The organism is Stenotrophomonas acidaminiphila, assembly GCF_001431595.1.
Taxonomy (GTDB): Bacteria; Pseudomonadota; Gammaproteobacteria; order Xanthomonadales; family Xanthomonadaceae; genus Stenotrophomonas; species Stenotrophomonas acidaminiphila.
Genome location: NZ_LDJO01000007.1, coordinates 1 through 17,857, shown reverse-complemented (window position 1 = coordinate 17,857; position 17,857 = coordinate 1). Strand labels below are relative to the sequence as shown.

General features: G+C 69.7%; 19 protein-coding genes and 1 riboswitch. Of the genes, 9 read left to right on the top strand and 10 right to left on the bottom strand.

Going from position 1 to position 17,857, the window contains the following annotated elements:
- Positions 1–34: 34 nt before the first annotated feature.
- The 3 genes from ABB33_RS01350 to ABB33_RS01340 all read right to left on the bottom strand — a co-directional run bounded on the left by ABB33_RS01350 (position 35) and on the right by ABB33_RS01340 (position 1,914).
- Positions 35–253, bottom strand: coding sequence for an HP1242/YdcH family protein (locus tag ABB33_RS01350; protein ID WP_056930865.1), 219 nt, complete (start codon positions 251–253; stop codon positions 35–37).
- 393 nt (positions 254–646) lie between these two features.
- Complete coding sequence (locus tag ABB33_RS01345) at positions 647–1,528, bottom strand: OmpA family protein (RefSeq protein WP_056930864.1); 882 nt, start codon at positions 1,526–1,528, stop codon at positions 647–649.
- Positions 1,528–1,914: a DUF4398 domain-containing protein gene (locus tag ABB33_RS01340; protein WP_056930863.1), complete on the bottom strand. Its 387-nt coding sequence runs from the start codon at positions 1,912–1,914 to the stop codon at positions 1,528–1,530. The genes ABB33_RS01345 and ABB33_RS01340 overlap by 1 nt, the downstream gene beginning before the upstream one ends.
- Before the next feature lie 93 nt (positions 1,915–2,007).
- Here ABB33_RS01340 and ABB33_RS01335 point away from each other — a divergent pair, with 93 nt between their 5' ends.
- Positions 2,008–3,141 (top strand): PilT/PilU family type 4a pilus ATPase, encoded by a 1,134-nt coding sequence (locus tag ABB33_RS01335; protein ID WP_056930862.1) that lies wholly within the window; start codon positions 2,008–2,010, stop codon positions 3,139–3,141.
- Between the two features lie 83 nt (positions 3,142–3,224).
- Here the strand turns inward: ABB33_RS01335 and maiA are convergent, their stop codons facing one another.
- Together maiA and ABB33_RS01325 are read right to left on the bottom strand one after the other, a co-directional pair.
- Positions 3,225–3,881 carry a maleylacetoacetate isomerase gene (maiA, locus tag ABB33_RS01330; RefSeq protein WP_056930910.1) on the bottom strand — a complete coding sequence of 219 codons (657 nt, stop codon included), beginning with the start codon at positions 3,879–3,881 and terminating at the stop codon, positions 3,225–3,227.
- Positions 3,882–4,026: 145 nt separating this feature from the next.
- The gene (locus ABB33_RS01325; RefSeq protein WP_054662656.1) at positions 4,027–5,016 is read right to left on the bottom strand and encodes a fumarylacetoacetate hydrolase family protein; all 990 of its coding nucleotides are present in this window, start codon (positions 5,014–5,016) and stop codon (positions 4,027–4,029) included.
- Between the two features lie 481 nt (positions 5,017–5,497).
- Here ABB33_RS01325 and ABB33_RS01320 point away from each other — a divergent pair, with 481 nt between their 5' ends.
- From ABB33_RS01320 to ABB33_RS01300, 5 genes are all read left to right on the top strand, one after another.
- Positions 5,498–6,907: a DEAD/DEAH box helicase gene (locus ABB33_RS01320; protein WP_054662653.1), complete on the top strand. Its 1,410-nt coding sequence runs from the start codon at positions 5,498–5,500 to the stop codon at positions 6,905–6,907.
- A 110-nt stretch (positions 6,908–7,017) separates the two neighbouring features.
- Complete coding sequence (queD, locus tag ABB33_RS01315; protein WP_054662649.1) at positions 7,018–7,374, top strand: 6-carboxytetrahydropterin synthase QueD; 357 nt, start codon at positions 7,018–7,020, stop codon at positions 7,372–7,374.
- Positions 7,375–7,466: 92 nt separating this feature from the next.
- Complete coding sequence (locus ABB33_RS01310; RefSeq protein ID WP_056930861.1) at positions 7,467–7,835, top strand: phasin family protein; 369 nt, start codon at positions 7,467–7,469, stop codon at positions 7,833–7,835.
- 207 nt (positions 7,836–8,042) lie between these two features.
- Positions 8,043–8,525: a GAF domain-containing protein gene (locus tag ABB33_RS01305; protein ID WP_056930860.1), complete on the top strand. Its 483-nt coding sequence runs from the start codon at positions 8,043–8,045 to the stop codon at positions 8,523–8,525.
- A complete protein-coding gene (locus ABB33_RS01300) occupies positions 8,522–8,896 on the top strand; it encodes a TfoX/Sxy family protein (RefSeq protein ID WP_054662636.1) in 375 nt (124 codons plus the stop codon). The genes ABB33_RS01305 and ABB33_RS01300 overlap by 4 nt, the downstream gene beginning before the upstream one ends.
- Before the next feature lie 17 nt (positions 8,897–8,913).
- On the opposite strand, the gene cobS is transcribed toward ABB33_RS01300, so the two are convergent.
- Genes cobS through cobT form a run of 3 tightly spaced genes read right to left on the bottom strand, consistent with a single transcriptional unit; the run spans position 8,914 to position 11,305 of the window.
- A complete protein-coding gene (cobS, locus tag ABB33_RS01295) occupies positions 8,914–9,657 on the bottom strand; it encodes an adenosylcobinamide-GDP ribazoletransferase (RefSeq protein ID WP_056930859.1) in 744 nt (247 codons plus the stop codon).
- Complete coding sequence (locus ABB33_RS01290; RefSeq protein ID WP_056930858.1) at positions 9,654–10,238, bottom strand: histidine phosphatase family protein; 585 nt, start codon at positions 10,236–10,238, stop codon at positions 9,654–9,656. The genes cobS and ABB33_RS01290 overlap by 4 nt, the downstream gene beginning before the upstream one ends.
- Positions 10,235–11,305 carry a nicotinate-nucleotide--dimethylbenzimidazole phosphoribosyltransferase gene (gene cobT / locus ABB33_RS01285; RefSeq protein WP_056930857.1) on the bottom strand — a complete coding sequence of 357 codons (1,071 nt, stop codon included), beginning with the start codon at positions 11,303–11,305 and terminating at the stop codon, positions 10,235–10,237. The genes ABB33_RS01290 and cobT overlap by 4 nt, the downstream gene beginning before the upstream one ends.
- Before the next feature lie 125 nt (positions 11,306–11,430).
- A riboswitch (cobalamin riboswitch) is annotated at positions 11,431–11,674 on the top strand.
- A gap of 114 nt (positions 11,675–11,788) precedes the next feature.
- Between cobT and btuB the strand changes: the two genes are divergently transcribed.
- A complete protein-coding gene (gene btuB, locus ABB33_RS01280; RefSeq protein ID WP_056930856.1) occupies positions 11,789–13,645 on the top strand; it encodes a TonB-dependent vitamin B12 receptor in 1,857 nt (618 codons plus the stop codon).
- A 162-nt stretch (positions 13,646–13,807) separates the two neighbouring features.
- Here the strand turns inward: btuB and gph are convergent, their stop codons facing one another.
- Both gph and dinB read right to left on the bottom strand, forming a co-directional pair.
- A complete protein-coding gene (gene gph, locus ABB33_RS01275; protein ID WP_056930855.1) occupies positions 13,808–14,455 on the bottom strand; it encodes a phosphoglycolate phosphatase in 648 nt (215 codons plus the stop codon).
- Positions 14,456–14,507: 52 nt separating this feature from the next.
- Positions 14,508–15,593 (bottom strand): DNA polymerase IV, encoded by a 1,086-nt coding sequence (dinB, locus tag ABB33_RS01270; RefSeq protein ID WP_152984915.1) that lies wholly within the window; start codon positions 15,591–15,593, stop codon positions 14,508–14,510.
- A 190-nt stretch (positions 15,594–15,783) separates the two neighbouring features.
- On the opposite strand from dinB, the gene fabA reads away from it, so the two are divergent.
- Positions 15,784–16,299: a 3-hydroxyacyl-[acyl-carrier-protein] dehydratase FabA gene (gene fabA, locus ABB33_RS01265; RefSeq protein ID WP_054662614.1), complete on the top strand. Its 516-nt coding sequence runs from the start codon at positions 15,784–15,786 to the stop codon at positions 16,297–16,299.
- Entirely contained in the window at positions 16,299–17,507 is a 1,209-nt protein-coding gene (gene fabB / locus ABB33_RS01260; RefSeq protein ID WP_056930854.1) for a beta-ketoacyl-ACP synthase I, read from the top strand. Before fabA ends, fabB begins: the two co-directional genes overlap by 1 nt.
- Positions 17,508–17,857 lie beyond the last annotated feature (350 nt).

Sequence of the window (17,857 nt, the reverse complement as noted above, 5' to 3'; positions counted from 1 at the left end):
GCCCGCGACGGAAAGACTTCAGCGTGGGGAAGGTTCAGTTGAGCCGGTCTTCATAGATCCGCAGCAGTTTCTGCTTGGCCAGCAGCTTTTCGCGTTTCATCTGCCCCAGGGTCACATCGTCGATGGGAAGTACTCCCAGTTCCGCATCCATGCATTTCTTGTTCAGCTTCTGGTGCTGCTGATAGAGCTGCTTGAACTCGGGGTTGACCTTGATCAACGCGTCGATCTCACTCTGCGGCTGCCCTTCGAACATGACTACCTCCTACATGCGGAAACACGAACGCCCCGGCCTTGCGGCACGGGGCGCTCTGGGATGGAGGTCCGGACGGAGCACGGCCGAACCCCCGGCTGCGTTCCGGCCTACTGCCCGGAAGCTGTCTGGTACTGGTTCGCGCCACGGTTGCACTGGCCCGGTCCTCCGCTGTACGGACGACGAAAATGTCGCCCGGACGATTGACCCTACGCCTGAAAAATAGTTCCGGCAAGCGCACCGCAGGGAGTCTGAAAAGGTTCAGCAACGGCCGCACATTCAGTGTTCACGACACCGCCGCACGGCACGCCAGCGCATGCGCTCAGGCAACACAAGCAGTAGTGCCGGAACCGGCCGGCACCCCACCCGGTGGGTGCCGGCAGCGCCGGCACGGCATCACGGTGCGACGACCACCTCGGCCGAACGGGCCCGGGTGGCGGCGGCCTTTTTGCCGCTGACCTGGATGCGGTTGGCGCCGACGCCGGCCGCCACCAGGGCATCCTTCAACGCCTGCGCGCGGCGCTGGCCGACACCGCTGGCGCTGTCGTACCCCTCGATGGTCACCCGCCCCTTCTTGCCGATGTTCAGGTACTCGGCCAATGCCTTGAGCTGGTCGCGCGCGGCAGCCGACGGGGTCGCCTGGCCCGCCGCGAAGGCGTCGCCGGCCAGGGTGAACACCTCGCCGCGGTTGTCGAACCTGGACGCAGGCAGCTTCTTGCCGGAAACCAGTTCGGCCTCCTCGCGGGCCAGCTTGGCGGCGTTCTGCTGGGCCGAGCTCACCCGCGCGGCCTGCTTGCCGGCGACGCTGGTCAGCGCCGCCTCGGCGTCCTGCCGGGCCAGCGTCTCGGCCTCGGCGGCCTGGCGCAGGCGTTCGGCTTCCTCGGCCTGGATCTGCGCCTGCACGCGCAGCCGCTCGGCCTCCTGGCGGGCGCGCGCGGCCTCGCGGCGGCTGGCCTCGACCAGCAGTTCGCTGCGGGTGCGTTCGAGCTGGTCGACTTCGCGGCGGGCGGCTTCGGCGCGGGCACTGGCCTCGGCGATCGCCACCCGGCGCTCGGCCAGGTAACGCGCCTGGTCCAGTTCCTTGCGCCTGGCCTTGGCCAGCACGGCGATCGCCTGCTGTGCCTGCAATCGTTCCAGTGCCGCCAGGTCGGTGGTACGCGCGTCGGCCTGCAGGGTGACCAGGCGCTGGTTCAACATCGCCACCGCCGGGTCTTCGGCAGCGGTGGCGAGCAGCGGCACGGCCAGCAGGCCGGCCACGAGCAGGATGCGGATGCCCATCAGTGTCCCTCCCCGGTCGCCAGCTGGCGTTGCAGGCGCTCCACTTCGGCCCTGCGCTGGGCCAGCATGGCCAGCGCCACGGCCTCCTCGCTCTGGGCCCGTGCAAGGTCGGCGTCGACCGCGGCACGCTGTGCCAGCAGTGGCGCCTGCTTGCGCTCGCGGCGGTCGCCGGCCGCGCGCTGGGCCTGCTCCAGCTGCTGCCGGGCCAGGGCGATGGTGTCCGGCGCGTACTGGTCGGCATCGGCGCGGTCGGCGCGTTCGACCGCCTGCTGGGCGGCAAGCAGGTCGGCCGCGGCCGGGTCCTGCGCCATCGCGCTGGCACAGAGCGCAGATGCGCACGCGGTCACATACAGGAAACGTCGTAAGTGTGCGAAGCTAGGTTTCATTGGGGAGCCGTCGCGGAAAGTTGAGCACGGCCATTGTCGTCAAGGCTGCCACGTGCTTGCAACGCCGGGTGGCTCCTGCTTGGGGAACCTTCCATGGATATCGGCTATTTCCTGAAGCTGATGACCGAAAAAAACGCGTCGGACATGTTCCTGACGACGGGTGCGCCGGTCCACATCAAGATCGAAGGAAAGCTGTACCCCCTGGGCAATACCGGCCTGCCGCCGGGCATGGTCAAGAAGATCGCCTACTCGCTGATGGACGAAGGCCAGGTGCCGCAGTTCGAGCGCGACCTGGAGCTGAACATGGCCATCGCGCTGGCCGACGTGGGCCGGTTCCGCGTGAACGTGTTCAAGCAGCGCGGCGAAGTGGGCATGGTCATCCGCGCGATCAAGAACCGGATTCCCTCGATCGAGGAACTGAAGCTGCCGGACGTGCTCAAGGACGTGATCATGACCCCGCGTGGGCTGGTGCTGGTGGTCGGCTCCACCGGCTCGGGCAAGTCCACGTCGCTGGCGTCGATGATCGACCACCGCAACGCCACCACCACCGGGCACATCCTCACCATCGAGGACCCGATCGAATTCCTGCACCGGCACAAGCAGTCCATCGTCAACCAGCGCGAAGTCGGGCTTGATACCCATGCCTTCCACAACGCGCTGAAGAACGCGATGCGCGAGGCGCCGGACGTGATCCTGATCGGCGAAATCCTCGACGCCGAGACCATGGAAGCGGCCATCGCCTTCGCCGAGACCGGCCACCTGTGCCTGGCCACGCTGCACTCCAACAACGCCGACCAGACCATCGAGCGCATCCTCAACTTCTTCCCCGAGAGCGCGCACCGCAACGTGCTGATGAACCTGTCGCTGAACCTGCGCGCGGTGATCAGTCAGCGCCTGGTCAAGGGCACCGACGGCCGCCGCCGGCCCGCGACCGAGGTGCTGATCAACACGCCGATGATCCGCGACCTGCTGCGCCGCGGGCAGGTGCACGAGATCAAGCAGGCCATGGAACAGTCGCTGGAGGAGGGCATGCACAGCTTCGACCAGTGCCTGTTCCGGCTGGCCAAGGAGGGCGTGATCGAGCAGGAGGAGGCGCTGCGCGCGGCCGATTCGCGCGACGGCCTGGCGCTCAAGTTCCGGCTGTCCGAAGGCGCCAGCGGCGAGCACGACCCCTACGCGGATTTCTCCGCGGCGGCGGCACCGGCGTCGATCACCCACGGGTTCTGAGGCGCACCACCGCCGTGATGGCGCACCACGAAGCCCCGCTGCGGCGGGGCTTTTGCGTGGCTCCCGGCTGCAGCGCGGGGAGGTCAGGCCGCGTCCGGCTGGTTCTCCGGCCGCGCGCGGTCGAATGCCGGCAGCGCCAGACAGGCGGCTTCGATCCGCCGCAGGGTCGGAAAGGCGTCCAGATCCAGGTTGAAGCGACGCGCGTTGTACAGCTGCGGCACCAGGCAGCAATCGGCCAGCCCGGGCGCGTCGCCATGGCAGAAGCGGCCGGTCTGCGCCGAGCCCGCCAGCGCCGTCTCCAGCGCCGAAAAGCCCATGCGCATCCAGTGCAGGATCCAATCGTCGCGCTCGGACTGCGGCACGTGCCATTCCTGGTCGAAGAACTGCAGCACGCGCAGGTTGTTGAGCGGATGGATGTCGCAGGCCACCAGTTGCGCCAGCGCGCGCACCCGCGCGCGGTCGCCGGCAGCGGCCGGCAGCAGCGCCGGTTGCGGGCGGGTTTCCTCCAGGTACTCGAGGATCGCCAGCGACTGCGTCAGCACGCGTTCGCCATCGCACAGCGTCGGCACCAGTTCCTGCGGGTTGAGCGCGGCATACGCCGGGGCGTGCTGCTGGCCGCCGTCGCGCACCAGGTGCACCGGCACGATGGCGTAGTCCAGCCCTTTCAGGTTCAGGCCGATGCGTACGCGGTAGGCGGCGCTGGAGCGCCAGTAGCTGTAGAGCGTCAATGCCTGTTGCATGTCCATGTCCTTTTGCCTGCAGGCCACCATACCCGCCGGTGACGGAAGCGTCCGTGCCGCCGGTCGGTCCATCGCGCCGTCGGCCGGGAATGCCCCCGGCCGGTCGGCGGGTACCCGCGCGCACCGGTGAAGGTGCGCGCCGCCCTCAGGGCCGCGCGGCCTGCTCGATGCGCTGTTCGATGGCGCCGAAAATGCTGTTGCCGGCGCGGTCGAACATTTCGATCCGCACCACGTCGCCGAAGCTCATGAACGGCGTGGACGGTTTGCCGTCGCGCAGGGTTTCCACGGTACGGCGCTCGGCGAAGCAGGACGCACCCAGCGCGGTGTCCTCGTTGGCGATGGTGCCCGAACCGACGATGGCGCCGGCCGACAGCGGACGGGTCTTGGCCGCATGCGCGACCAGCTGGGCGAAATCGAACTGCATGTCCACGCCCGCTTCCGGCGCGCCGAACCATTCGCCATTGATGTGGGTCACCAGCGGCAGGTGCACCTTGCTGCCCTGCCAGGCCTCGCCCAGTTCGTCCGGGGTGACGAATACCGGGCTCAGCGCCGAACGCGGCTTGGACTGCAGGAAGCCGAAGCCCTTGGCCAGTTCGGCCGGGATCAGGTTGCGCAGGCTGACGTCGTTGACCAGGCCGACCAGCTGGATGTGGCCGGCGGCCTGCTCCGGCGTCACCGCCATCGGCACGTCGTCGGTGATCACCACGATCTCGGCTTCCAGGTCGATGCCGTAGTCCTCGCTGACCACCTTGACCGCGTCGCGCGGGCCATAGAAGCCGGCGCTGGTGGCCTGGTACATCAGCGGATCGGTGTAGAAGCTCTCCGGGACCTCGGCGCCGCGTGCCTTGCGTACCCGTGCCACGTGCGGCAGGTAGGCGCTGCCATCGACGAACTCGTACGCGCGCGGCAGCGGTGCGGCCAGCGCCTGCATGTCCAGGTCGAACACGCCATCGGCATCGCCGTGGTTGAGCGACTCGGACAGCGCGTTCAGCCGCGGCGCGACGTTGGACCAGTCCTCCAGCGCCTGCTGCAGGGTGGCGGCGATGCCGGTGGCGCGCACGGCACGGGCCAGGTCACGCGAGACCACGATCAGGGTGCCGTCGCGGCCACCTTCCTTCAGGGAACCAAGCTTCATCGGAGCGTCCAGTCCAGGGGCGGGAAACAAGTTTCGATTGTAACGAATAGTCCGGCGGCGACCAGCGCCACGCGGGCACTGCCGGGAATCCACCCGGCTGCCGCGCCACCGGGTGCCGCGCGGCAACCAGCGACGGCACCGCGCCCTGCCGGGCCGATCGGGAACCCGCGCCCCCGACCGTACCTGAACAGGGATTTTTGTGCCGTTCCCGAACATCCCTTAGACTATCGCGGTCTGCCAGCGGCCGTCCGTTTCCCTTCCGGGATCGCCGGCGGCGCAGGACCGCAGGCCTCGTCGCCCGGTCCGCCCGCCCGCCCCCATTCCGACGCCATTCGTCTCGCATTCCGGCCAGCGCGCCTTGCGCTGGTCGCACCCATGATCTCGCAGCGCGGTTTTACGGGAACGCTCCGAGCCGACCGGTCGCCATGACCGGCAGCGCAGACCCATCCGGGCCGGCGCGTCCCCATATTGCGGAGTTTCCATGTCGTTCGAAGATCTGGGCCTTGCGCCCTTCCTGCTGCGCGCGCTCGCCGAGCAGGGTTACGAAAACCCCACCCCGATCCAGCAGCAGGCCATCCCGCTGGTGCTGGAAGGCCACGACCTGCTGGCCGGCGCACAGACCGGCACCGGCAAGACCGCCGCGTTCGGCCTGCCGCTGCTGCAACACCTGGCCACCTCGGCGCAGGAAGTGCGCAACGGCCCGCGCCGGCCGCGTGCGCTGATCCTGACCCCCACCCGCGAACTGGCCACCCAGGTGCATGACAGCCTGCGCGGCTACAGCAAGTACCTGCGCATCCCCAGCACCTGCATCTACGGCGGCGTCGGCATGGGCAACCAGCTCGACATCCTGCGCCGTGGCGTGGACCTGCTGGTGGCCTGCCCGGGCCGCCTGATCGACCACCTGGAGCGCCGCAGCATCGACCTGTCCGGCATCGAGGTGCTGGTGCTGGACGAAGCCGACCGCATGCTCGACATGGGCTTCCTGCCATCGATCAAGCGCATCCTGGCCAAGCTGCCCAAGCAGAACCGGCAGACCCTGCTGTTCTCGGCCACCTTCGCCGACCCGATCAAGCAGCTGGCGCTGGAGTTCATGCGCAACCCGCGCGAGGTGATGGTGACCCCGCGCAACACCGTGGCCGAGACCATCGCCCACCGCGTGCACCCGGTCGACGCCGGGCGCAAGCGCGAACTGCTGCTGCACCTGCTGGCGCAGGACTCGCGCGAGCAGACCCTGGTGTTCGCCAAGACCAAGCACGGCAGCGACAAGCTGGCCACGTTCCTGGACAAGTCCGGCATCAAGACCGCGGCGATCCACGGCAACAAGAGCCAGAGCCAGCGCCTGCGCGCACTGGGCGACTTCAAGGCCGGCCGCGTCACCGTGCTGGTGGCCACCGACATCGCCGCGCGTGGCATCGACATCAACGAGCTGCCCAAGGTCATCAACTACGACCTGCCGATGGTGGCCGAGGATTACGTGCACCGCATCGGCCGTACCGGCCGCAACGGCGCCAGCGGCCAGGCGGTTTCGCTGGTGGCGCAGGAAGATGCCAAGTACCTGCGCCAGATCGTGCGCCTGCTGGACCGCGACATGGACATCCGCGACGTGCCGGGCTTCGAGCCGCACACGCCGATCCGCTGGGGCAACAGTGCCCCGGGCAAGGCCGAGCAGCCCGGCGGCGAACGTCCGCCGCGCCGCGGCAATGGCGGCCGCCCCGGTGGCCACCGCGACGCCGCGCCGGGCCAGCGCCGTGGCGGGGCGGGTGCGCCGTCCGGCGCCCCGCGTGGCGAGAACAACGGCCAGCGCCGCGAAGGCCAGCCGGCCGGCGCCGCACGCCGCCGCCGTGGCGGCCGTGGCCGCGGCAAGGCGCCGCAGCCCAACAGCGCGGTCTGACCGACCCGACTGGACCCGTAGCGAACGGCCGCATTGCGGCCGTTCGCCGTTGACCCCGCCTGCGCCCGCCGGACACCCGGCACACGCCCACCGGCTACTACAATCGCGTCATGGACATCTTCAAAGACTTCACCCTCGAGGCCGCCCACCGGCTGCCCAACGTTCCCGCCGGCCACAAGTGCGCGCGCCTGCACGGGCACTCGTTCCGCGTGCGCCTGGAAGTCAGCGGCGAACCCGGCGCCGAGTCCGGCTGGGTGATGGACTTCGGCGACATCAAGGCCGCCTTCCAGCCGCTCTACGAGCAGCTCGACCACCATTACCTCAACGACATCCCCGGGCTGGAAAACCCCACCAGCGAGCGCCTGGCGATCTGGATCTGGGACCGGCTCCAGCCGGTTCTGCCGCAGCTCAGCGCGGTGACCGTGCACGAGACCTGCACCTCCGGCTGCCGCTACCGCGGCATCTGAGCTGAACGATTCCCCGGCGGCCGCAGGCACCGGACTTCCGCGCCGCCATGGCGAACGTTATGCTGCGTCGCAACAAACGACGGAGCAACGGCATGTCCGCCCGGTTCGACGACGGTTTCAGCGACTACACCCGGCAGTTCGCGGCACTGGCCCATCGCGCCAACCGGCTGGCACTGGAAAACGCGGAGAGCGCGTTCGGCGTGCAGCTGCGTACCTTCGAGCGCAATGCCAACGCCACCGCCGGCTTCCTCGGCGAGCTGGTCCATCCCGACCCGGCGGCCGACCTGCCATCGCTGCTGCCCAAGGGCCTGCGGATAGCCCGGGAAAACCTGCAGCGGCTGGCCTCGGCCGGGCAGGAGATCGCCGGGCTCGGGCTGCAGACCGGACAGGCGCTGGCCGAACTGGCACGGCAGCCCTTCCAGGCCGGCAACGGCAAGCACCAAGGCACCAAGACCCGCTGACTCCCCCTCAACAGCGCGCGGATCCCCCTCCCCCGCGCCCTGTCCGGACCCGGCAACGAGCTCTCTCCCGTTGCCGGGTCTTTCTTTTCCCGACGTTTCACCGCACGCCATCAAGCGCGATGGCGTGCCCCGGGCGGTCATCGCGCAACGGGCGCTGCCGCCCCCAGCGGACACCATCGCGGGGGCGCAACGGTTAGACTTCGCCCCATGTTCAGTTCCACAACGCTCACCGGCAGCAAGCCGGAACAGTACGCCCAGTTGCTGGCACAGGCACGCGCCCTGGTCCACGGCGAGAGCGACCGCATCGCCAATGCCGCCAACCTGTCGGCACTGGTGTACCACGCGCTGCCGCAACTCAACTGGGTGGGTTTCTATTTCTTCGATGGCACCGAGCTGGTGGTCGGCCCGTTCCAGGGCTTGCCGGCCTGCGTGCGCATCCCGCTGCACAAGGGCGTGTGCGGGGCAGCCGCCAGCACCCGCCAGACCCAGCGCGTGGACGACGTGGATGCCTTCCCCGGCCATATTGCCTGCGACTCGGCCTCGCGCTCGGAACTGGTGGTGCCGCTGGTCCATGGCGGCGCGCTGGTCGGCGTGTTCGACCTCGACAGCCCGGTCACCTCGCGCTTCGACGCCGACGACCAGGCGGGGCTGGAGGCCATCGCCCGGGTGTTCGTCGAGGCGCTGGCATGAGTGCGCTCAAGCTGCGCAACATCGGCCCCAAGAGCGCGGCGTGGCTGCGCCAGGTCGGGTTGCGCAGCGCCGAGGACCTGGCCGCGGTGGGCGCCGTCGGTGCCTTCGTCAAGGTACGCCGCGCCGGCTTCAAGCCCAGCCTCAACCTGCTCTACTCGCTGGAAGGTGCGCTGGTCGGCTGCCACTGGCAGGAAGTACCCGACGCGCGCCGCCAGCAACTGGTCTCCGAATACGAAGCAGCGGCCGGCGGGCTGCCTGCCGCGCGCGCCGGGCAGATGGCCGGGCCGGTCCGCGAGACCCGCATGCAGCCGCATGCGGACCTCGACGACGGCGGCGACGAGACCGGCGAGATCCGTTTCGGCGAGGACTGAAGCCGGCGGCCGGGCCGCTACGGCAGTACCCGTTCGACCCCGCCCAGCAGCACCAGTGCCAGCAGCAGCAGGCTTTCGGTGACCTCGACGCTGGCGCCCAGGCAGTCGCCGGAAATACCGCCCAGCCGGCGCCGCCACCAGGCCGCGATCAGCGCCACCAGCGGCAGCGCAAGCAGCAGCGGCCAGGCCACGAAGGCGGTGACCACTGCCAGCAGCAGCGCCCACACCCACATCGAGCGCAGGCTCAGCTGCCATGAAAAGCGTTCGGCCATGCCCGCACCGTGCAGCGACGGCAACAACCGGCTCCACCACAGCGTGCCCCAGCGCGCCCACGCCGGCACCAGCACGATGCCGTACCACAGCGGGCTGGCCGACAGCTCGGCCAGCAGCACGAACTTGAGCAGCAGCTGCATCACCAGGGTGACCACGCCGAACACGCCCATGTGCGGGTCCTTGAGCACTTCAAGGAAACGCTGCGGGTCGCGGTGCGCGGCGCCGAAGGCATCGGCGACATCACCCAGCCCGTCCAGGTGCAGCGCGCCGGTCACCCACACCCACGCCAGCAGCGTGAGCACGCCGGCCAGCCAGGGCCGGTCGCCGAGCAGGTACAACGGCGCGGCCAGCAGCGCGCCGATGATCACACCGACCAGCGGGTAGTACACCGCCGCACGGCTGAGGTCGTCGTCGCGGAAGTCCTTGACCTGGGGCGTCGGCAGCCGGGTCAGGAACTGGATGGCCAGGACCAGGCGGCGCACGCTCACGGCTGGCACAACTCCAGCAGCTCGCCCCACACCTGTCCGTCCTGCGCGCGCTCCACGCGCAGGCGCACGCGGGTGCCGTAATCGATGCGCATCGCCCACAGGGCCGCCAGCGGGATGCCACACACGCGCGACACCACCAGCCGCAGTACGCCGGCATGACTGACCACCAGCACCGGTCCGTCATGCTCGTCCTCGTCCAGCAGCCGCTGCAGCTGGGCATCGACGCGCTGCTGGAACTGCTGCCAGCTCTCGCCGTTGGGCGGCACCACGGCATGCGGCGCGTCGTAGAGCCCGGCCAGCAGTTCGGCGGGGATCTCGTCGTAATGGCGCCCGTCCCAGTCGCCGAAATCCAGTTCGGCCCAGTCCGGGTGGATTTCGCAGAACAGTTCGCGACCGGCAAGCAGCGCGGTGGCGGTATCCAGCGCACGGCGCCGCGGCGAGGCGATCACCCGGCTCCACTGGCCATCACCGTGGCGCTGCAGCAGCGCGTCCACCGCGCCGTCGAGCAAGGGCGGATCGCTGCGGCCGTCCAGATGGCCCTGGCGGCCGGTGGAGGCATGGCGCATCAGGTCCAGGATCATGGCGCGGCGCTCCGGTCGGCAACCGCGGCTTCGGCGAACGTCGCCATGCCGTTGTGCAGCGCGCTGGCCAGGCGCAGCAGCGGCAGCGCCAGCGCCGCGCCGGAACCTTCGCCCAGGCGCAGGTCCAGCTGCAGCAGCGGGTCGGCCTGCAGCTGCTCCAGTACGCGTGCGTGGCCACGCTCGGCGGAGCGGTGCGAGAACAGCAGCCACGGCCGCAGCGAAGGATTGATGCGCACCGCCGCCAACGCCGCGGCGGAGACGATGAAGCCGTCGACCAGCACCGGCACGCCACGCTGGGCGGCGGCGATCATGGCCGCGGCCAGTGCCGCGATCTCGAGCCCACCGACGCGGCACAGGGCCTCGCGGCCCGGGTCCCCGGCCGCGGTAATCGCGGCACCGTGCAGCGCCAGCGCCCGTGCGATCACGGCCTGCTTGTGGGCGATGCGCGCCGCATCCAGGCCGGTGCCGGCCCCCACCAGTTCCGCCAGCGGCAACGGCCCCAGCACCGCTGCCAGCGCGCTGGCCGAGGTGGTGTTGCCGATGCCCATCTCGCCAAGCAGCAGCAGGTCGGCGCCATCGCCGCAGGCCGCGGACACCGCGCGCCGGCCGGCGGCAAACACCGCATCCAGGTCGGCCGCGGCCATGGCCGGACCGGCGGTGAAATCGTCGGTGCCGCGACGCGGCTTGTCACAGGTCACGCCGCTGACCGGCGCATCGGCCAGGCTGCCCACGTCCCAGACATGCAGCGGCACGCCCAGTTCGCGCGCCAGCACGGCAATGGCGGCGCCACCGGTGGCGAAGTTGCGCAGCATCTGCACCGTCACTTCCGCCGGATACGCCGACACGCCCTGTGCGGCGATGCCATGGTCGCCGGCGAACACCAGCACCGGTACCCGCGTGGCCTGCGGCTGCTCGCGCCCCTGCAGAGCGGCCAGTTCGATGGCGAGGGTTTCCAGGCGCCCCAGCGCCCCCTCGGGTTTGGTCAGTTGCCGCTGGCGGGCGATGGCACGCTGCCGGTGCGCCTGCGAAGGCGCGGGGCAGGCCCGGGTGAACCATGCGTCTGTCACGTGTGTTCCGATACCGCGTTGCAATCGCGCATTGTAGGGCGCATGGCGCCTGCACGATGTGCCGTGGCGGGCGCCGCCGCCTGCCCCACACCGGTCTCCCCCGGCAGCGCGGCGGGTGATGGCATAGAATGCCCGCACTTTCGGGTGACCGGCCGGACTCGCTCTGGCCGGTTGAAACGGGAAGCCGGTGCCGCGCCTGCCAGGAACATCCTGGCCCGCGCCAGTCCGGCGCTGCCCCCGCAACGGTAAGCAGGACAAGGACAGGCATACCGCCACTGTGCATCCATCGCACGGGAAGGCGCCTGGCCGGAAGCGTCGATGCGCGCTTCGCCTGCGAGCCCGGAGACCGGCCCGGAAGCCGACTGGTTGCGATGCGGAGGGCATGGCGGCGGCAGTGGCGCCGTGCGCGCACTCCGTCGTTTCCCTTCTCCTGGCAGCCTCCACCGTCCATCCGCGCGGGAGCGCGCGGATCCAGGAGTTCAGATGAAACTGCCATACCACACCCTTTCCCTCGCCCTTGCGCTGGCGCTGCCGGGCATCGCCAGCGCCGAGCAGGCGCCCACCGAACTCGACGACGTGGTGGTCACCGCCACCCGTACACCGGTTTCCATCGCCGACAGCGTGGTGCCGGTGCAGGTGATCGACCGCGAGCAGATCGACCGCAGCCAGGCCGCCTCGCTGATGGACCTGCTGCGCGGCCGCGCCGGCCTGGACTTCGTCAACCAGGGCGGCCCCGGCAAGATCACCTCGCTGTTCATGCGCGGCAGCGCCTCAAGCCAGGTACTGGTGCTGGTCGACGGCGTGCGCATCGGCGCCGCCTCCAGCGGCATGCCGGCGCTGCAGGACCTGCCGATCGACCAGATCGAGCGCGTGGAGATCGTGCGCGGGCCGCGTTCGAGCCTGTACGGCTCCGAGGCGATCGGCGGCGTCATCCAGATCTTCACCCGCGCCGCCGGCCAGGGCCTGCAACAGAACCTGGCACTGACCGCCGGCAGCCACAACCTGCGCCAGGCCAGCGCCGGGTTCAGCAACCGCGGCGAACGCGGCTGGGTGTCGGCGCAGGGCGCCTGGCAGAAGACCGACGGCATCAACGCGTGCAACGGGTCGGCCACGCTGTTCCAGGGCTGCTATGTCGACGAGCCCGACCGCGACGGCTACCGCAACACCTCGCTCAACGTGCGCGGCGGCTACGCGCTGGGCGAAACCCTGAGCGTGGAAGGCCACATGCTCGACGCCGCCAGCCGCAACCAGTACGACGGCAGCATCTATGGCGGCAACGAGGCCGACAACCAGCAGCGGGTATACGGCGGCAAGCTGCGCTGGACCCCGGGTGACGCGTTCGGCCTGTCCGTCCAGGTGGGCCGCAACGACGACCAGGCCGACAGCTACTACGTCCAGGCCGGCAAGCGCAGCTTCGTTTCCACCTTCGACACGCGCCGCGACACCGCCAGCGTGCAGGGCGACTTCCTGTTCGCCGAGGGCCAGCAGCTGAGCGTCGGCGGCGACTGGCAGAAGGACCAGGTGACCAGCACCACCGCCTATTCGATCGACAGCCGCGACAACACCGGCGTGTTCGCCGAGTACCAGGGCCGCTTCGGCGCGCACTCGCTGCAGGCCAGCGTGCGCAACGACGACAACGAGCAGTTCGGCAACCACACCACCGGCAGCCTCGGCTACGGTCTGGCGCTCGGCCACGGCCTGCGCCTCACCGCCAGCGCCGGCACCGGCTTCAAGGCACCGACCTTCAACGACCTGTACTTCCCGTGGTCGAGCAACCCGGCATTGAAGCCGGAGGAATCCACCAGCGTGAACGTCGGCATCGCGCAGTACGGCGAGGGCTGGAACTGGACCTTCAACGCCTACGAAAGCCGCATCGACCAGTTGATCGCGCTGGACAGCACCTATACCCCGTACAACATCGCCAAGGCGCGCATCCGCGGTGCCGAGCTGACCGGCTTCGCATCGCTGGCCGGGTTCGACATCAACGCCCAGGCCAGCTTCACCGATCCGCGCGACCACACCCGCGGCGCGGCCAGCTACGACAACTGGCTGCCACGCCGTGCCCGCAGCAGCGGCCGCCTCGACGTGGATCGTGGCTTCGGGCCGCTGCGCGTGGGCGTGACCGCCACCGCCACCGGGCACCGTTTCGACAACGTCGCCAACAGCCTGCGCCTGGCCGGCTACGGCACGGTGGACCTGCGCGTGGAGTACGCCATCAACGAGGCATGGAGCCTGCAGGCCCGGGCGGCCAACGTGTTCGATCGCGAGTACGAAACCGTGGCCTGGTACAACCAGCCCGGTCGCGAGTACCAGTTGACGCTGCGCTACCGCTCGCGCTGAAGCGGCCACCACGGCGGCTCCGACGACGCTCCGGCCTCATGCCGGGGCGTCGTTCCATGACCACGAGGGCCATGCCGGCATCATCCACGCCGGACGTCCGGCAGTGGACCGGGCGGCGCCTGGCACCATGCCCGCGCGCCGCACAGGCCGGCGAATCGTCGCTCAGACGCCTGCGAGCAGTTCCCGCATATCGTCGATCACCGCGACCGCACCGGCCGCATCCAGGTCGAGATCGCGCGGGTAACCGTAGCGCACCAGGGCGATGGGCATGCCGGCGGCGTTGGCCGCCTCCAGGTCGGTGGCCGAGTCACCGACCATCAGGCACTGCGCCGGCGCGCGGCCGAGCAGCCGCGCCGCATGCAGTACCGGCTCGGGCGACGGCTTGCGCTGCGGCAGCGTGTCGCCACCGACGATGTGCGCGAAGTATCCGGCGATGCCCAGGTGCGCGAGCAGCGGCGGTACCAGTGCCGATGGCTTGTTGGTGCAGATCGCCATCGGCAGCCCACGCGCCTGCGCCTGCTGCAGGGCGTCGGCCACGCCGTCGTACAGGCGCGGGCTGCGCAGCAGGCAGTCATGGTAGTGGCGCATGAACAGCGGCATCACCTCGTCCGGCGTGCGCTCGCTGCCGGCGTGCGCCAGCGCGATGGCGACCAGGCGGCGCACGCCTTCGCCGATCCAGCTGCGGACCGTCGCCTCGGACACGCGCGACAGTGACAGCTCCTCCAGCGAGCGGTTGATCGCCTCGGCGATGTCCTCGGCGCTGTCCACCAGCGTACCGTCCAGATCGAATACCAGCGCTGCAATGCCCACGCACCCACTCCATGACAGTGAACCGTCGATTGTACCGGGGCGCGGAAACCCGTCAGTCCACGGCCGCATCGCGGAAAAGGTCGCCCTGCACCACCGTATCCTCGCGGTCGCGGAACCCGGACAGGCCCACGCCCACCAGCCGGTAGCGCGTGTCCGGCGGCAGCTGCACGCGCTGGCACAGCGCCAGCGCGATGTCGCGCAGTTCCTCCTCCGAGGCCGGCGGCGCATCCGGCGTGAGGCTGCGGGTGAGGATCCGGAACTGGGCGGTCTTGAGCTTGAGCACCACGGTATGGCCGATGCGTTCGGTGCGCCCGGTCGCGCGCCACGTCCGCGCCGCCAGCTGGGCGATCAGTTCGTCGAACTCGCCCAGCCGCAGGTCCTCGGCGAACGTGTCCTCCGAGGAGATCGACTGCACCGGCTGGTCGGGCTCCACCGGGCGCTCGTCGATGCCGCGCGCGCGCCGGTACAGGCGTTGCCCGAACGTGCCGAACAGCGCTTCGAGCTGCTCCAGCGGCAGCCCGCGCAGATCGCCGACGGTAGCGATGCCCAGCGCCGCCAGGCGTCCTTCCATGACCTTGCCCACGCCGGGCACGCGGCTGACCGGCAGCGGCGTCAGGAACTGCTCCACCCGCGCAGGCGGCACCACGAACTGGCCATCGGGCTTGCGCCAGTCGGAGGCGATCTTGGCCAGGAACTTGTTCGGCGCGATGCCGGCCGAGGCGGTGAGCGAGGTCACCTCGCGGATCTGCGCACGGATGGTGCGTGCGATCTCGGTGGCGATGCCGTCGCAGGTCGGCGATCCGCTCACGTCCAGGTAGGCCTCGTCCAGCGACAGCGGCTCGACCAGCGGGGTGTGCTGCAGGAAGATCTCGCGGATCTGCCGCGACACGGCCTTGTAGCGGGCGAAATCCGGCGGCACGAACACCGCGTCCGGACACAGCCGCTCGGCGCGCACCGCGGGCATCGCCGAGCGCACGCCGAACCTGCGCGCCTCGTAGGAGGCCGCGCATACCACCGACCGGGCACCGCGCCAGGCCACCACCACCGGCCGCCCCCGCAACGCCGGATCGTCCCGCTGCTCGACCGACGCGTAGAACGCGTCCATGTCGATGTGGATGATCTTGCGCATGGCGAGCAACATGACCGCGGAACGAAGGACCGCCATCATAGCGCCGCGCTCCATACGCACCGGTACGATCTACGACGAACGTGCCGCCTTTTCCCCGCAACACTACGGATGCGTACGGATAAAACTGTTGATTGAAAGCCCGCGCATCATGCATGCTCGGGCGTTAACCCACGTTTTCGTGCTCCGGATTACCGCTTCGATGAACCGTCTCAATGCGTTCTCGCGCGAACAGCTGCTGGCCAGTGCCCGCGGCGAGCTGTTCGGGCCCAACAAGGGCCGCCTGCCCAACGACCCGATGCTGATGTTCGACCGCATCACCGACATCCGCGACGACGGGGGGCCCCACGGCAAGGGCCTGGTGCGCGCCGAGCTCGATATCCGCCCCGACCTGTGGTTCTTCGGCTGCCACTTCATCGGCGACCCGGTGATGCCTGGCTGCCTCGGCCTGGATGCGATGTGGCAGCTGACCGGCTTCTTCCTGACCTGGCTGGGCGCCGAGGGGCGCGGCCGCGCCCTGGGCTGCGGTGAGGTCAAGTTCACCGGCCAGGTGCTGCCCAGCGCCAGGCTGGTGCAGTATGAAATCGACATTTCGCGCGTGATCAACCGCAAGCTGGTCATGGCCCAGGCCGACGCCCGCATGCTGGTCGACGGGCGCGAGATCTATACCGCCAAGGACCTGCGCGTGGGCCTGTTCACTTCCACCGAGAGCTTCTGATGCGTCGTGTCGTCATCACCGGCATGGGGATCAACTCCTGCCTTGGCAACGATCTGGATACCGTTTCCAGTGCCCTGCGCGAAAGCCGTCCCGGCATCGTCGCCCTGCCCGACCATGCCGAAGCCGGCCTGCGCAGCCAGATCGGCGGCCGCGTCGACATCGACCTGGACGCGCAGATCGACCGCAAGCTCAAGCGTTTCATGAGCGACGCGGCGGCCTACAGCTACATCGCCCTGCGCGATGCCATCGCCGACGCCGGCCTGGACCAGGCCCAGGTCAGCAATGTCCGTACCGGCCTGATCGCCGGCTCCGGCGGCGGCTCCAGCCAGTGGCAGGTGGAAGCCGCCGACCTGCTGCGCAACCGCGGCGTGCGCAAGGTCGGCCCGTACATGGTGCCGCGCACGATGTGCTCGACGGTCTCGGCCAACCTGGCCACCGCCTTCAGCATCAAGGGACTGAGCTACTCGCTGTCGGCTGCCTGCGCCACCTCGGCGCACTGCATCGGCGCGGCCGCCGACCTGATCCGCCACGGCGCGCAGGACATCGTGTTCGCCGGCGGCGGCGAGGACCTGCACTGGTCGATGAGCGTGATGTTCGATGCCATGGGCGCGCTGTCCACCGGCTTCAACGACACCCCGGCATCCGCGTCGCGCCCCTATGACGCCAACCGCGACGGCTTCGTCATCGCCGGCGGCGCCGGCATGCTGGTACTGGAAGACTACGACCACGCCATGGCGCGCGGCGCGCATATCCATGCCGAACTGATCGGCTACGGCGTGACGTCCGACGGTGCCGACATGGTCGCCCCGTCCGGCGAAGGCGCGGTGCGCTGCATGCACATGGCGCTGGCCGGCATCGACCGCCCGATCGATTACCTCAATACCCACGGCACCTCCACCCCGCTGGGCGACATCACCGAGCTGGGTGCGGTGCGCGAGGTCTTCGGCGAGCGGGTGCCGCCGATCTCCTCGACCAAGGCGCTGTCCGGCCACTCGCTCGGCGCGGCCAGCGTGCACGAGGCGATCTTCTGCCTGCTGATGATGCGTGACGGCTTCATGGCCGGCTCAGCGAACATCGAGACGCTGGATCCGCGCGCGGAAGGCTTCCCGATACTCCGTCAGACGCAGGAAGGGCGTCTTGAGACGGTGATGTCGAACAGCTTTGGTTTTGGGGGTACGAACGCGACGCTGGTGTTCGGCCGGGTGTAAGGGCGGGACATCGAGGAGGTTCAAGCAACGGCGCCTTTTGGCGCCGTTGTCGTATGCGCGGTGGTCGCGGATCTACGTGAGGCAGCCCGTGCTGCACGCGTTCGCTTGCGAGGCTCCGTTCCGGCGCAGCCGCCAGGCCCGTGGCCTTTCTCTGTGTCGCGCGCCTGCAGGGCGGCCGTCGCCGTGCAACACCCGCAGCCACGCTGATCTGAGGGCGTGGAAAACGCCAACGGCGCCTTTAGGCGCCGTTCTGGTTTATGCGACATCCGGGTTTTGGATGCGGCAAAAAAGCAAACCCCCGCTGCATAGGCAGCGGGGGTTTGGGGATAAAGCCCCTGGCGATGACCTAC

Excerpts from the sequence above, each read along its gene's own strand:
- ABB33_RS01335 (WP_056930862.1), top strand. The coding sequence starts at position 2,008 with ATGGATATCGGCTATTTCCTGAAGCTGATGACCGAAAAAAACGCGTCG.
- maiA (WP_056930910.1), bottom strand. The coding sequence starts at position 3,881 with ATGCAACAGGCATTGACGCTCTACAGCTACTGGCGCTCCAGCGCCGCC.
- ABB33_RS01350 (WP_056930865.1), bottom strand. The coding sequence starts at position 253 with ATGTTCGAAGGGCAGCCGCAGAGTGAGATCGACGCGTTGATCAAGGTC.
- fabB (WP_056930854.1), top strand. The coding sequence starts at position 16,299 with ATGCGTCGTGTCGTCATCACCGGCATGGGGATCAACTCCTGCCTTGGC.
- ABB33_RS01320 (WP_054662653.1), top strand. The coding sequence starts at position 5,498 with ATGTCGTTCGAAGATCTGGGCCTTGCGCCCTTCCTGCTGCGCGCGCTC.
- queD (WP_054662649.1), top strand. The coding sequence starts at position 7,018 with ATGGACATCTTCAAAGACTTCACCCTCGAGGCCGCCCACCGGCTGCCC.
- ABB33_RS01300 (WP_054662636.1), top strand. The coding sequence starts at position 8,522 with ATGAGTGCGCTCAAGCTGCGCAACATCGGCCCCAAGAGCGCGGCGTGG.
- ABB33_RS01325 (WP_054662656.1), bottom strand. The coding sequence starts at position 5,016 with ATGAAGCTTGGTTCCCTGAAGGAAGGTGGCCGCGACGGCACCCTGATC.
- fabA (WP_054662614.1), top strand. The coding sequence starts at position 15,784 with ATGAACCGTCTCAATGCGTTCTCGCGCGAACAGCTGCTGGCCAGTGCC.
- ABB33_RS01290 (WP_056930858.1), bottom strand. The coding sequence starts at position 10,238 with ATGATCCTGGACCTGATGCGCCATGCCTCCACCGGCCGCCAGGGCCAT.
- ABB33_RS01340 (WP_056930863.1), bottom strand. The coding sequence starts at position 1,914 with ATGAAACCTAGCTTCGCACACTTACGACGTTTCCTGTATGTGACCGCG.
- ABB33_RS01305 (WP_056930860.1), top strand. The coding sequence starts at position 8,043 with ATGTTCAGTTCCACAACGCTCACCGGCAGCAAGCCGGAACAGTACGCC.
- ABB33_RS01310 (WP_056930861.1), top strand. The coding sequence starts at position 7,467 with ATGTCCGCCCGGTTCGACGACGGTTTCAGCGACTACACCCGGCAGTTC.
- ABB33_RS01345 (WP_056930864.1), bottom strand. The coding sequence starts at position 1,528 with ATGGGCATCCGCATCCTGCTCGTGGCCGGCCTGCTGGCCGTGCCGCTG.
- btuB (WP_056930856.1), top strand. The coding sequence starts at position 11,789 with ATGAAACTGCCATACCACACCCTTTCCCTCGCCCTTGCGCTGGCGCTG.